General features: G+C 69.7%; 11 protein-coding genes, 1 other RNA gene and 1 pseudogene. 9 read left to right on the top strand and 4 right to left on the bottom strand.

Annotated elements, in window-relative coordinates; all coding sequences use genetic code 11:
* Positions 1-7: 7 nt before the first annotated feature.
* On the top strand, positions 8-1288 hold the full coding sequence (locus tag ACZ42A_RS02285) for a bifunctional RNase H/acid phosphatase (RefSeq protein ID WP_468525231.1): 1281 nt from the start codon (positions 8-10) through the stop codon (positions 1286-1288).
* On the opposite strand, the gene eda is transcribed toward ACZ42A_RS02285, so the two are convergent.
* Complete coding sequence (eda, locus tag ACZ42A_RS02280) at positions 1263-1949, bottom strand: bifunctional 4-hydroxy-2-oxoglutarate aldolase/2-dehydro-3-deoxy-phosphogluconate aldolase (protein WP_468526112.1); 687 nt, start codon at positions 1947-1949, stop codon at positions 1263-1265. The two genes, ACZ42A_RS02285 and eda, sit on opposite strands and share 26 nt — an antisense overlap.
* Positions 1950-2018: 69 nt before the next feature.
* Entirely contained in the window at positions 2019-2801 is a 783-nt protein-coding gene (gene yaaA, locus ACZ42A_RS02275) for a peroxide stress protein YaaA (protein WP_468525230.1), read from the bottom strand.
* A 74-nt stretch (positions 2802-2875) separates the two neighbouring features.
* On the opposite strand from yaaA, the gene ACZ42A_RS02270 reads away from it, so the two are divergent.
* The 8 genes and pseudogenes from ACZ42A_RS02270 to ACZ42A_RS02235 all read left to right on the top strand — a co-directional run bounded on the left by ACZ42A_RS02270 (position 2876) and on the right by ACZ42A_RS02235 (position 8386).
* Positions 2876-4309, top strand: coding sequence for an RNB domain-containing ribonuclease (locus ACZ42A_RS02270; RefSeq protein ID WP_468525229.1), 1434 nt, complete (start codon positions 2876-2878; stop codon positions 4307-4309).
* 57 nt (positions 4310-4366) lie between these two features.
* The gene (locus ACZ42A_RS02265; RefSeq protein WP_468525228.1) at positions 4367-5197 is read left to right on the top strand and encodes an AraC family transcriptional regulator; all 831 of its coding nucleotides are present in this window, start codon (positions 4367-4369) and stop codon (positions 5195-5197) included.
* 23 nt (positions 5198-5220) lie between these two features.
* Positions 5221-6000, top strand: a pseudogene (locus ACZ42A_RS02260) (DMT family transporter); the annotation flags it as partial.
* A 115-nt stretch (positions 6001-6115) separates the two neighbouring features.
* Positions 6116-6517: RNase P RNA component class A (gene rnpB / locus ACZ42A_RS02255), an RNA gene on the top strand.
* A 211-nt stretch (positions 6518-6728) separates the two neighbouring features.
* A complete protein-coding gene (locus tag ACZ42A_RS02250) occupies positions 6729-7070 on the top strand; it encodes a DUF429 domain-containing protein (protein ID WP_468525227.1) in 342 nt (113 codons plus the stop codon).
* A 154-nt stretch (positions 7071-7224) separates the two neighbouring features.
* Positions 7225-7554, top strand: a complete 330-nt coding sequence (locus ACZ42A_RS02245; protein ID WP_468525226.1) for a plasmid mobilization protein — start codon at positions 7225-7227, stop codon at positions 7552-7554.
* Positions 7551-8036 carry a hypothetical protein gene (locus ACZ42A_RS02240; RefSeq protein WP_468525225.1) on the top strand — a complete coding sequence of 162 codons (486 nt, stop codon included), beginning with the start codon at positions 7551-7553 and terminating at the stop codon, positions 8034-8036. Before ACZ42A_RS02245 ends, ACZ42A_RS02240 begins: the two co-directional genes overlap by 4 nt.
* Before the next feature lie 221 nt (positions 8037-8257).
* On the top strand, positions 8258-8386 hold the full coding sequence (locus tag ACZ42A_RS02235; protein WP_468525224.1) for a DUF397 domain-containing protein: 129 nt from the start codon (positions 8258-8260) through the stop codon (positions 8384-8386).
* A gap of 76 nt (positions 8387-8462) precedes the next feature.
* Here the strand turns inward: ACZ42A_RS02235 and ACZ42A_RS02230 are convergent, their stop codons facing one another.
* Both ACZ42A_RS02230 and ACZ42A_RS02225 read right to left on the bottom strand, forming a co-directional pair.
* Entirely contained in the window at positions 8463-11558 is a 3096-nt protein-coding gene (locus tag ACZ42A_RS02230; protein ID WP_468525223.1) for a restriction endonuclease, read from the bottom strand.
* Positions 11559-13553, bottom strand: a complete 1995-nt coding sequence (locus ACZ42A_RS02225) for a site-specific DNA-methyltransferase (protein ID WP_468525222.1) — start codon at positions 13551-13553, stop codon at positions 11559-11561. It abuts the gene before it with no gap.
* Positions 13554-13563 lie beyond the last annotated feature (10 nt).

Genomic DNA, 13563 nt, shown 5'->3' with positions numbered 1-13563 from the left:
TCACGCGGTGCGGGAGTTCATCGTCGAGGCCGACGGCGGGTCACGGGGCAACCCGGGGCCCGCGGGCTACGGTGCCGTCGTCATCGACGCGGCGACGGGGGAGACCCTGGCGGAGCGGGCGGAGTTCCTGGGCACGGTGACGAACAACGTCGCCGAGTACCGGGGGCTGCTCGCCGGGCTCCGCGCCGCGCGCGAACTCGACTCCACCGCTCGGGTGCACGTCCGGATGGACTCCAAGCTGGTCGTCGAGCAGATGTCCGGCCGCTGGAAGATCAAGCACCCCGACATGAAGCCGCTCGCCATGGAGGCGTCCCGGGTCTTCCCGCCCGAGCAGGTCACCTACGAGTGGATCCCGCGCGAACAGAACAAGCACGCGGACCGCTTGGCGAACGAGGCGATGGACCGAGGGGCTTCCCCCATCCCACCTGCCGTTGAACCGGCTGCCGAGCCCGCCGCCGAACCGGTCGCCGCCTCACCCGCCGAACCGGTCGCCGCCTCACCCGCCGAACCGGTCGCCGCCTCACCCGCCGAACCGGTCGCCGCCTCCCCTGCCGAACCGGTTGCCGCACCCGCCGCCGAGCGCACGGCCAAGGCCGACGCCGACCTGCGCGCCGCCCGCACCGTCGCCACTCCCTCCGTCGGCTGGGGCTCCGCCCCGGACCTCGGCGCGCCGGCCACCTTCGTCCTGCTGCGGCACGGCGAGACACCGCTCACCCCGCAGAAGCGCTTCTCCGGCAGCGGCGGCAGCGACCCGTCCCTCTCCGCCGTCGGCCGCGAGCAGGCCGAGCGGGTCGCGGCGGCGCTGGCGCGGCGCGGCACGATCCAGGCGATCGTGTCGTCCCCGCTGGCCCGCACCCGGGAGACCGCCGGGATCGTCGCCGCCCGCCTCGGCCTGGAGGTCGGCATCGACGACGGGCTGCGCGAGACGGACTTCGGCGCGTGGGAGGGGCTGACCTTCGCCGAGGTGCACGAGCGCCACCCGGACGACCTGGCCGCCTGGCTGGCCTCCCCGGACGCCGAACCGACCGGCGGCGGCGAGAGCTTCGCGGCGACCGCCACCCGGATCGCCGCCACCCGCGACAAGCTGATCGCGGCGTACGCGGGCCGCACGGTCCTGCTGGTCACCCATGTGACCCCGATCAAGACGCTGGTCCGGCTCGCCCTGGGCGCCCCGGCGGAGTCCCTGTTCCGCATGGAACTGTCGGCGGCCTCCCTGTCGGTGGTGGCCTACTACGCCGACGGCAACCCCAGCGTCCGCCTGCTCAACGACACCTCGCACCTGCGCTGAGCGCGTCCGCGCTGACCGCATCCGCGCCGCCCGCGTCCGCGCCGAGCCCGGCCGCCTCCCGGGCCAGCCGCTCGATCCGCGCCCAGTCCCGCCCCGCCACCGCGTCCGCGGGCAGCATCCAGCTCCCGCCGACGCACCCGACGTTGGGCAGCGCCAGATACCCGGGCGCGGAGTCCGGCCCGATCCCGCCGGTCGGGCAGAACCGCGCCTGCGGCAACGGCCCGGCCAGCGACCGCAGATAGGCCGTACCGCCCGCCGCCTCGGCCGGGAAGAACTTCATCTCCCGCACACCGCGCTCCAGCAGCGCCACCACCTCCGAGGCGGTCGACACCCCCGGCAGGAACTGCACCCCGGACCCGCGCATCGCCTCCAGCAGTACGTCCGTCCAGCCGGGGCTGACCAGGAACCGGGCCCCGGCCGCCACGGACTCCGCCACCTGCCCGGGCGTGATCACGGTCCCCGCCCCGACCACCGCCTCCGGCACCTCGCCGGCGATCGCCCGGATCGCGTCCAGCGCGCCCGGCGTCCGCAGCGTCACCTCGATCGCGGGCAGCCCGCCGGCGACCAGGGCACGGGCCAGCGGTACGGCGTCGGCGGGGTCGGCGACGACCACGACGGGAACGACGGGCGCGAGATCGAGCACAGACGGGGCGGAGGGCATGACCATGCCCTCATCCTGCCCGCGCCGAAGCGCGCTGCGCAAAGGTCGTTGCACATCGTGCAACGACTGTCAGTGAATCTCCTCCACCAGCACATCCAGCGCCCACGCCTGCCCCGCCTTCGCCGGAGCCTGCGCCTCCACCTCGTACCCGAGATCCCGCAGCGCCTCGACCAGCTCCGCGGGCCCCGAGGGCTCCGCCCCGGCGGTCAGCAGACTGCGCACCATCCGCCCCTTGGTCGCCTTGTTGAAGTGGCTGACGACCTTCCGGGTCGGCGCGTGCAGCACCCGTACGGTCGCCGTCCGCCCGGCCACCTCGCCCTTCGGCTTCCACGCCGTCGCGTACGCCGCCGACCGCAGGTCCAGCACCAGGCCGTCCCCGGCCGCCTCGGGCAACGCGGCGGCCATCGGCGTACGCCAGTACGCGCCCAGCGCGCCGAGCCCCGGCAGCTTCACGCCCATGGAGCAGCGGTACGACGGGATCCGGTCCGTCACCCGGACCGCGCCCCACAGCCCCGAGAACACCAGCAGCGAGCGCGCGGCACGCTGCTGCGCGGTGGTCTCCAGCGAGGCCAGGTCCAGAGCGTCGTAGAGCACACCGGTGTAGATCTCCCCGGCGGGACGCGCCCCCGCCGTACGCAGCTCCGCGTTCTTCGTGACCTCCCCACGCAGGCCCTCGCTCAGCCCCAGCACCTCGCGTGCCTTGTCCTCGTCGCCCGCGCACAGCTCGACCAGCTCGCCGAGGACGGCCTCACGGGCCTCGGTCAGCGCGGGCAGCGACAGCGACTCCAGCTTCAGCGGGGCGCCCGGGCCGGATGAGGCCTTTCCCTCCGAGGGCGGCAGCAGGACCAGCACACGTACTCCTTCTGTTGCGGCTCCCCGCCAGCGTACGGCGTGCCGGTCGGCACCCTCCGACCTACGCTCGCTGTATGCCCCGCCGTCCCCTCCGCGTGACCGGCGCCCCCGACGACCCGCTGCGGGCCGCCCTCACCGCGCTGCGCACCGAACTCGGCGTCCCGGCCGGATTCCCGCCCGAGGTCCTGGCAGAGGCCGAACGGGCGGCCGCGGCACCGGCTCTCCCGCCGTACGACGCCACCGACATCCCCTTCTTCACCATCGACCCGCCCACATCCACGGACCTGGACCAGGCGATGCACCTGTCCCGGCAGGGCACGGGCTACCGCGTCCGGTACGCCATCGCCGATGTCGCCGCCTTCGTCACCCCCGGCGGCCCCCTGGACGCGGAGACCCACCGCCGGGTGATGACCCTCTACTTCCCGGACGAACGCATCCCCCTGCACCCCGCGGCGCTGGGCGAGGCCGCCGCGAGCCTCCTCCCCGACGGCCCCCGCCCCGCCGCGCTCTGGACGATCGACCTCGACGCGGACGGCCGCACCCTCGCCGTCGACGTCCGCCGCGCCCTGGTCCGCAGCCGCGCCGGACTGGACTACGCGTGGGTCCAGCGGCAGATCGAGGACGGGCGAGCGGAGGAACCGGTCGCCCTGCTCAAGACGATCGGCCTGCTCCGCGAACGCCTGGAGGCGGACCGCGGCGGCATCTCTCTCAGCGTCCCCGAACAGGAGATCGTGAAGAGGAACGGGACCTACGAACCGGCCTACCGCGCCCCGCTCCCGGCCGACGCCTGGAACGCCCAGATCTCCCTGCTCACCGGCATGGCCGCGGCCGACCTGATGCTCGGCTCCGGCACCGGTGTCCTGCGCACCCTGCCCGCCGCCCCCGACGGCGCCGTAGGCCGCCTGCGCCGCACGGCCCACGCCCTGCACATCGACTGGCCGCACCACGTCTCGTACGCCGACCTGATCCGCTCCCTGGACCCGCGCGAGCCACGCCACGCCGCCTTCCTCCTCGAGTGCACCACCCTCCTGCGCGGCGCCGGCTACACCGTCTTCCGCGACGGCGCCCTGCCACCGATCACCACCCACTCCGCCGTGGCCGCGCCCTACACCCACTGCACCGCCCCCCTGCGCCGCCTCGCCGACCGCTACACCACCGAGCTGTGCCTCGCCGCCGTGGCCGGCCAGGACCCACCCGACTGGGTCCTGGCGGCGCTCGACACCCTCCCCGCCGAGATGACCGAGGGCGCGCGACGGGCGGGCACGGTGGAGCGGGAGTGCGTGAACGTCGTCGAGGCGGCGGTCCTCGCCCACCGCGTCGGCGAGACCTTCGACGCCTGCGTCGTCGACATCGACGAACGCCGCCCCACCACCGGCACGGTCCAGCTCACCGACCCCGCGGTCATCGGCCGCGTCGACGGCGACCGGCTGCCGCTGGGCGAACGGCTCCGGGTGCGGCTGACGGAGGCGGATCCGGCGAGGGCGACGGTGCGGTTCGTGCCCGCGTGAGCTGGACACCGCCCGAGTTCGTCTGATCCCCTGATCCGGGGGGATGGGGGATGCCAAGTGGGGATACGGGAAGACGCCCGATGGACACGGGCCAGGCTCGGGCGGTGTGGGCCCGCGCTGGATCTGCTCACCGCCCGCTTCGACCGGCACGTCTACGCGCCGCACGCGCACGACGAGTTCACCGTCGGGGTGACCGTCGGCGGGCTGGAGTTCATCGACTACCGGGGCGGGCGCATCCACTCCGGGCCGGGATCCATCGTCGTTCTCGAACCCGGCGAGATGCACACCGGCGGCCCCGCCGCCCCCGACGGCGGCTACTCCTATCGCGCCCTGTACGCCGCCCCGGACCTGCTCGCCGACGGCACCCTCGGCACCGGCCCGCGCCACTTCCGCGAGCCCGTACTGGACGACCCCGAGCTGGCCGCCGCCCTGCTGCGCACCCACACCGAGCTGAGCGCCTGCCCGGATCCGCTGGAGGCGGAGTCCCGGCTGCCGTGGCTGCTCAGCGCACTCGCCCGCCGGCACTCCACAGCCCGCGCGGTGAGCGACACCGTGCCCGGCGCCGACGGCATCGCGCGCGCCGTACGCGACCGCCTCGCCGACGAACTCACGGACCCGCCCTCCCTCGCCGCCCTCGCCACCGACCTCGGCCTGTCCCGGTACCAGCTGCTGCGTGCGTTCCGTACGACGATGGGGGTGCCGCCGTACGCCTGGCTCGCCCAGTACCGGGTCCACCGGGCGCGCGGCCTGCTGGAGTGCGGACTGCGCCCGGCGGACGTGGCCGCGCTGGTGGGGTTCGCCGACCAGGCGCATCTGACGCGGTGGTTCCGGCGGGTGCTGGGGGTGACCCCGGCGGCGTACCGCAACAGCGTTCAAGACCGCGGCTGAGTGCCGCCCCGACACTGGGGAGCATGACTGCACGAGGCTGGGCCCTGTTCTCCCTGATGGGAGTGGTCTGGGGCATCCCCTATCTGATGATCAAGGTGGCGGTGGACGAGGTGTCCCCGTCGGGGGTGGTGTTCACGCGGTGCGCGCTGGGCGCCGCCCTCCTGCTCCCCTTCGCCCTCCGCCAGGGCGGTCTCGCACGGACCGTCCGCACGCACTGGAAGCCCATGCTGGCCTTCGCGGTCATCGAGATCGTCGGCCCCTGGTGGACGCTCACCGACGCCGAGCGCCACCTGTCCAGCTCCACGGCCGGGCTCCTCATCGCGGGCGTCCCCATCGTCGGCGTCGTCCTGGCCCGCTTCTTCGGCGCCGAGGAACGGGTCGGCGCCCGCCGGATCACCGGACTCGCCCTCGGCCTCGCGGGCGTCGCCGTCCTCACCGTGCCGCACCTCACCGGCGGCGACGCCCGGTCACTGGCCGAGGTGCTGCTGACGGTCGTCGGCTACGCCACCGCGCCCCTGATAGCCGCCCGGCACCTCAAGGACGTCCCGACCCTCCAGCTGATCACCCCCTGCCTCACCCTGGCCGCGGTCGTCTACGCCCCCGCCGCCTTCCTGACCCGGCCCGCCGCCCTGCCGTCGACCGAGGCCCTGGCCGCCCTCGCCGGCCTGGGCGTCATCTGCACCGCGATCGCGTTCGTGGCCTTCCTGGAGCTGATCAAGGAGATCGGACCGACCCGGGCCGGCGTCATCACCTACGTCAACCCGGCGGTCGCCGTCGCCGCGGGCGCCCTCTTCCTGGACGAGGAGCTGACCGTCGGCATCGCCGTCGCCTTCGGGCTGATCCTGGCCGGCTCGGTCCTGGCCACGGCTGCGGCGCCGAAGCGGGATGTCCGCCGGGTACCATGGTCCACACGGCAGACGAGCCGGGCGGACGGCCGCGTGGAGTCCCCCTAGGGGGCTTCCCGAGGAACGTCCGGGCTCCACAGGGCAGGGTGGTGGCTAACGGCCACCCGGGGTGACCCGCGGGACAGTGCCACAGAAAGCAAACCGCCCAGCACTCTGGTGCTGGGTAAGGGTGAAACGGTGGTGTAAGAGACCACCAGTGCCCAGGGTGACCTGGGCAGCTAGGTAAACCCCACCCGGAGCAAGGTCAAAAGGAGACACTCCGTGTCTCTGCGCGGACGTTCGAGGGCTGCCCGCCCGAGTCCGCGGGTAGACCGCACGAGGCCGGCGGCAACGCCGGTCCTAGATGGATGGCCGTCGCCCCGGGCTCCGCGAGGAACCCGGGGAACAGAACCCGGCGTACAGCCCGACTCGTCTGCCATCGGGGCTCTCGCGCCCTGCCCATGATGCGGCTCCACCCGGATCTTGCGTGAGAGGCGAGGCGGGATGCCCTGGGGCTCGATGCCTATGCAAGCAGCATCGAGAAGGGCTGGCGCGCCGCGGATCCACAAGCGAGGGCACTGCTACGGCTTCGGCACGGCAGTGTTCTCCACGTGGCACCGCGACAGGCGTGGCTGGAGTCGGACTAAGTGGCGGCCGGCAATCGGTGTCATGAGCTCACCGGTCATCGGCTGAGTCGGCAGGCGCGGGCGCTGGCTCCGAAGCTTCTTGAGGCTCGGGCGTGCCGGTTCGCCGATGAGCGAATCCAAGGGGTGTACCCCGAAATATCCTTCCCGACACACGCCCAGGCATTGTGCCTGGAGTCCTACGCCGACCCCGACACGGCCCGCCGCTGGTCGGCGGCCTGGGGCCGCCTCAGCCGGGCCTGTCATCACCACGGGTACGAACTCGCCCCGATGTATGCCGAGTTGCGCGCGTGGCGGGATGACGTCGAGCGGGTGATCGGGGCCTTGGCGCCTCTGATGCGGTGACGGATCGCCCGCGGACCGCGGGTCCGCCGCGCGGGCGGGCGGCGGAGGCCGGCAGGCCGGGGCGGTACAGAACGGGGCGCCGGGGGGGGGGCTTGCCCGGTCGCTCACCGTGACCACACTCGCACTGTCGTCATACGCATATTACGATGCCTTCGTGGCAAAGGCGCGCATCACCATCAGCTTGGAACAAGACCAGGCCGAACGCATCAGGCAGCACGCGGAACGGGCGGGCATGGACGTCTCGGCATACCTGGTGCATGCCGCAACGCGCCAGATGGCGGAGAGCGATGCCATAGAGGAACAGTTCGCCGAGGTGGACGCCGTCATCGCCCGGGCGGAGCGGGCGGCGGATGGGCTGCCCGCTGAACCCGCCCCGGAACCGGCCGTAGAACTGACGGAGCAGGAACGCCGCGAGGTCGAGGAGGCCCTGGGTCTCGCCCACGGCCGGGACCGGCACGGCCGCCGTCCGGGACACGCCGCGTGAGCGCACGGGTGCCGGTCTACGACACCGGCATGCTCATCGCACTCGCCGACCGCAAGGCGAAGGCGGTAGCTCTTCACGAGGGACTGCGCACGCTCCCGCATCGGGCACTGGTCCTCGGCCCGGTTCTCGCCCAGGTGTGGCGCCCTCAACCGGCACTGGTGCACGCCCTGTCCGGTGTTCTGAAGGATTGCACGGTCCCTCGGGCCCGTACGTCCGAGCCGCCCATGCGGGAGACGAAGGCGGGCTGTCCGGAGTGTCTGGCCTGTGCGACAGGCCTGGACCTCGCGGACTGGAGGCGCATTGGCACCGCTCTTGGGCGAGCGGCCCTGCCGGCGAAGAAGCGGCCGGACGCGGTGGATGCCTGGGTGGCCCTGGCGGCGGCGCGGCATGGCAGCGCGGTGATCTTCACCACCGATCCGGGGGACATCCACGCCTATCTGACGGTCCTCGCGCCGACGGACGTGCACGTGGTTGCCGTCTGACGACCGGGAGCCACGTTCCGCCTCGTCCAGATGGTCGCGCAGGCGGTGAACGAGCTCTATCGGCAGAAGCGGGGCGCGGAGCTCGGTCCTTTGCAGGCTTACTCCGCGCGCGGGTGCCGAGGCGATCAGCTAGCAACGGCAACGGCCATCCAGTGCCACGGCTCCTGGTTGGAGCTCCGTCAGCTGTTGGGTGGGCGGTGCAGGTGCCGTGATCGACTGCGGTGGCGGAGGTGGGATGGCCGACCGAACAGGTTGTGTGCGTGCGGGACTCCAAGGACGTGACGCGCGCTTACTTCACCGTCTGCCGTGAGGAGTGGTCGCGGTTCGTGGGGTTCGCGACGGAGGCCTGAGGCGCGCAGGTACTGATGGGCGCCGAGCGGTGTGCTGCGGGAGTGGCGCTGCCTGATTCCGCAGCACACGGTGACCTCAAGCGCCCCGTTCCATCACGGCGGTCGCCGCCTCGATGCCATTGACGACTTCGTACTCGAGATCGTCTATGCCAGCGTCCCGCTTCACCGCGGCGAAGTGTCTGCGGGCGGAAGCGATCTTCTTTTGCTCTTTGGGGCGCAGCAGTGCCAGCTCGTTGACGTCCTTGGTCTCGAAAACGATGTAGCGGCTGCCGTCGGTCCTTTCCACGGTCAGGGCCCAGTCGGGGTTGTAGTTCCCCAGAGGGGTCGGGATTTCAAATGATGGCGGGAGCTTGACGAAGGCCTTGACCTCGGGGCGCCGCAGGAGTGCGAGGGCGAATTCCTTCTCCGGAGTCGAGTCGATGATCAGGTAGCGGTACACGGACTTCTCCTCGAACGAGACCGCATTCCCGTCCGCGTCCGTGACGATGTTCCCTCCGGGGCCGGCGTAACCGGCGAGGTCGGCCTCGTGGAACAGGCTTATCGGATACCGGCGGTCCGCTTCTGGGCGGGAGGCGTCCACCAAGTCATAGCGCACCCCCTCGACCAGGAAGTGCTCCTTGGTGATATTGAGAAGACGGCCCACCTGGTCGATGTACGCCTGCGGATTGTTCCGGAACTGCCCGAGGGTGCCCGATTCGGTGAGGACATGGGCGAGCGTGGCACGGGTCAACTGGGTGCGGTCCGCGAGGACGGACAGGATGTCGGGCAGGTCTTCACTGTCCGCGTAGGTGACGTCCGTACGGCGAGTGGCCGCCGCTTCGGCGGTCAGACCGCTCTGGTCTATACGCCGAACGCGGTGCGTGAGCCACTCGCCGCGGCGCTTGGGCACGGGGAGCATACTGCGCAGTGCCTTGACCATCGCGGCGCGCAGTTCGGTCTCGTCGACCTCGACGCGGTACTCCGTGCGGTGCCGGATGCGGTTCCACAGCTCCTGGAACTCGGGGCTGACCAGACGTTCCTGGACGACTGGCACCGCAATGCGTTCACCGGCCTTCTTGACGTCGATCGGCTTGGCCAGGCGTTTGATGAGCCCAAGTACCGCCTTGGTCGCGGCCTCCGAATTCACGGCGTCACCGACAATCTTCGTGAGTTTTGAGTCGCCAGTTTGTACGGCTTGGCGCAGGCTGTCCTGCACCTTCCCCTTGGCGTCGACGTACCCTTCGAAGAACAGCGCCTGGTACAGCTGTTGCGCGGCGGCCGCGCCCACGGGGACGACGCTCCCGTCTTCTGCCTTGAAGGTCAGACGCGCGAATCCGTCCACGGTGACGATGCCGAACCGGATACCCAGGTCGTCGGCCATCTCGCGCTGGAGGCGTTCGGCGAACTCCTCGTAGGACTCGTTCGCGATCACAGTGAGGCGGTTGGTGTCGAAGCCATGCACCCGGTTGCCGGACCCGTCCACGCAGAGGCGCAGGCCGCGGCCGATGGACTGGCGCCGCCACCGCTCGGTGCCCATGTTCCTCAGGACGCAGATCTGGAAAACGTTGGGGTTGTCCCAGCCCTCCTGCAGCGCGGAGTGGCTGAAGACGAACCGGATGGGGGTGCCGGGTGTGGTCAGGCCGACCTTGTCCCGCATGATCTGCTCGTAGGCCAAACCGGCCTGCTGGCGCCCTTTGTCGGTGGTCTCCTTGGTTTCCACCAGCACCTCGGCGCCGCCCTTGCGGCGGTCCACGGAGAAGTACCCCTGGTGGGACTCCTTCGCGGCTTGGTCGGCGGGGGAGTCGCCCAGCAGGGTAGTGAACTCCGGCTCGGAGGCGATGCGCGTGTATTCCTCCTCGAAGATGCGCGCGTACTCGCCGGGAAGCGCTTCTCCGCCAGGGCCGTACTCCCGGTACTTTGCCACGGAGTCGACGAAGAACAGGCTTAGCACCTTTATGTCGCGTCCGTGGATCGCAAACTCCTGCTCCTTGCGCAGGTGTTGCCGGATGGTTTGGGCGATCATCTGACGGGCCCGCTCACCGATGCTGACCTCGGCCCCGATACTGTCGCCGATACCTAGCGGCCGCGCGACGGTGTCGAAGGAGATGCTCTGCTGCCCCTCGGCCGCGTTAATGGCGACCACCGTGAGATCCTTGTACAGGTCACGTCCGGTCACATCTGCGAGGTTGCTGCGTGACGCGGTGTCGACGGTGACGGCCTTACGCTTGAGCTCGTTCCCTTCCTCGATGTCCGCCTCGACGCGGGCCGTGATTGCTCCACCCTTGCCACGCTTCGCCCCGAGGAATTTGACGTACGGGGTCGTCCCGCTGGCGGATGTGACCAGGGAGTCGACTTCGATCTGCTTGACCAACTGCTTCTCGTAGGCGGCGATGGCGTCTAGGCGGTAGACCAGGTTGGCTTTGTCATCCTTGGGGTGAGTGGCTGAATACCGCAGCGTGGCCAGGGCGTTGAAGTCCTCCAGCGCGCTGCGCCCCGCCCCCTTCTTCCTGCCGTTACCGGTGTCTCCGTACACGCTCTGCGGTTCGTCGACGATGATGATCGGGTTCGTGGCCCGGATCAGATCTGCGGGAACTTCGAAGTCGAGGTCCTCGGCTGGCTGGTAGATCTTGTTGGTCTTCTTGTTGATCGCCGCGACGGTGACGATCATGATCTCGATGCTCGGCGAGGTGGCGAAGGAGCGGACACGGGACGGGTTGCCGCCGTCGAACTGGAAGAAGTTCATCGGCGGGTTGCCGTACAGGGTCGCGAAGTGCTCACGCAGCATCCGGATGGACGACTCGACGCCCTCCTTGATGGCCACCGATGGCACCACCACCATGAACTTGGTGAATCCGTAGAGCTGGTTGAGCTCGTAGATGGTCCGCAGGTAGACATACGTCTTGCCGGTGCCGGTCTCCATCTCGATGGTGAAGTTCATCGAGTCCAGCGACGGCTCCGGGGCGAGACCGGTACGGATCTGCACCTCGCGCAGGTTGGCGAGGATCGTCTCCCGGTCCAGGTGCAGCATGTTGCCGTACCCCAGGTCGGACAGCCCCTCGAACCCGGCGTGCGCGGACGGATGCGCGTGCACGGTGAACTGGGAGGTCATGGCCTCCTGGCCCTTGAACAGGCCCGTGACCGCGTCGATGGCCTGACGCTGGTAGTCGAGGTCCGCGTCGAAGGAGAACTTCATTCAGATGCTCCGCAGCGTGGTGAAGCCGGCCTGCTTGAGCGCGGCGGCGAAGTTGAGCTTGGTGGCGGAGTCGACGAAGCCGGTGTCGCGGACGACGACCGTGGTGTCGGCGTCGCCTGGCTCCTCGTCGCGCCAGGCCGCCAGAGCCTTGGCGACCTCGTTCGCCCGGTCGATCGTTATGTCGGTTCCGAAGTACGCGAACAGCGTGCCCGCCAGGTTGTACAGCAGACCGCCGACGACCTCACGTGTCTCCAGCGGCGTAGTCAGTTCCACGCCCATGCGCAGCATCATCTCGACCAGCAGATCATCCGCGGTACGCCCGGCCACGAGGTTGTCCACGGCTTCGAGCAGGTCCAGCTGGTCGGGCGTCCCGTCCCAGGCCTTCACATTGCTGGAGGCCAGGCGGTATGACCGGAAACCGGTGTCGATGGGCGCGGCGTCGGGGCTCCGCTCGGACGCGATCTGCTGGCCCGCACGGCGGAGGCGTTCGCGGGTGATGTCCGCGATCGTGTTGTAGCCGTCCTTCCCTTCGATCCGCTCATCGAGCTGGACCAGGATGTAACGACGGTTGCCACCGTCGGCGGCGTTGAGGTCCATGACGGCGTGGCCGGTGGAGCCGGATCCTGCAAAGAAGTCAAGGAAAACTGCATCACTGTTTCGGATTGAAACGATGTCAAGCCATCTTGCCACGACGTTGACATCCTTGGGGAACGGGAAAACGTCCTCACCCAGCAGCTTCACCAAGGCCTTCCCCGCTGCGGTTCGCTCTTGACTGAAGACCGATTCCGCTACTTGGTCGGACATCTCATCCAGGAAGATCTTCCCGCGGGGGATCTTTGTTTCGTCATCACCGAAAGCGATACGGCCCTCGCTGATCATCTGGCGAGCGGATTCTTCCGTCATGGCCCACCCGCGCTGAGGCCGAGTGACAGCCTTGCCGGTAACGGGGTGGTAGATGTCGTAGATCCCGCTCGCACGAAGATTGGGAGAGGAAAGGTCGCGATCAGCGTTGTACGGGCGTCCGGTCGACTCATCAAGGTTCGCGAATCTTAGAACGCCTGCCGTCGCTCCCATCTTCTCCATGCTCTTGAGGAATTTCCTATAGACCTCATTGGCGGTCTTCTTGTCCTCGTGGGACGACCAAATTTCGGCAGCACGTGCCAGGATTTCATCAACGCCGGGCTTCTTTTCTCGCCATCGGATATCCCCTTGGCGTAGAGCCGACTCGTTCTTTGCGTAAATGAGCATGTAGTCATGCCCCACGGAAACGTACCGCGAGTCGTTCTTTCGGCCCCCTTGCCAAATGATACTGGCGATGAAGTTCTCCGCTCCAAAGATCCGGTCCATGAGGAGCTTGAGTCGTGCGTGCTCGGTGTCGTCAATGGCGACGATGATGGCGCCGGTCTCCTTGAGCAGATGGTGGGCCACGAGAAGGCGCGGGTACATCATCGAGAGCCACTTTGTATGCAACGAGGCGCCGGCCTTGCGGTCCTGCACCCGGTCAGAGCCCATGCCCGTCTGGAGCACTCCATCGTCGTCGCGCTGGCCCGCTGCCGTCTCGTGCTCGACCCGGGAGGTGGTGCGCTTGTCCTCGTAGACGAAGTCGTTGCCCGTGTTGTAGGGCGGGTCGATGTAAATCACGTCGACCTTGTTGGTGTACCCGCGCCGCAGCAGCCGCAGCACCTCCAGGTTGTCGCCCTCGATCACGATGTTGCGGGTGTTGTCCCAGTCCACGGACTCCTCGGGCTTCGGCAGGAGCGTGCCCGTCGCTGGGAGGGTGGAAAGGCGCCGGGCCTCGGCCATGCCGGGCCAGCGAAGGCCGAACGCCTCGGCAGTCGTGGGAGCGGCGCTCTCACCCAGCAAGTCCCGGAGGGCCTCGACGTCGACGGTGCCGTCGACGACGGCGTCGGGGAAGAGGCGGGCCAGTACATCGAGGTTCGACTTGGCCTCGCCGGGGCCAGTCAGGTCGTCGACAGGTTCGAAGTCCAGGCTCACGGGTGGTGTC

The organism is Streptomyces sp. NPDC030838, from assembly GCF_055572035.1.
Note: the sequence above shows the minus strand (reverse complement) of the source record. Positions and strands in the feature narration are given on the sequence as shown.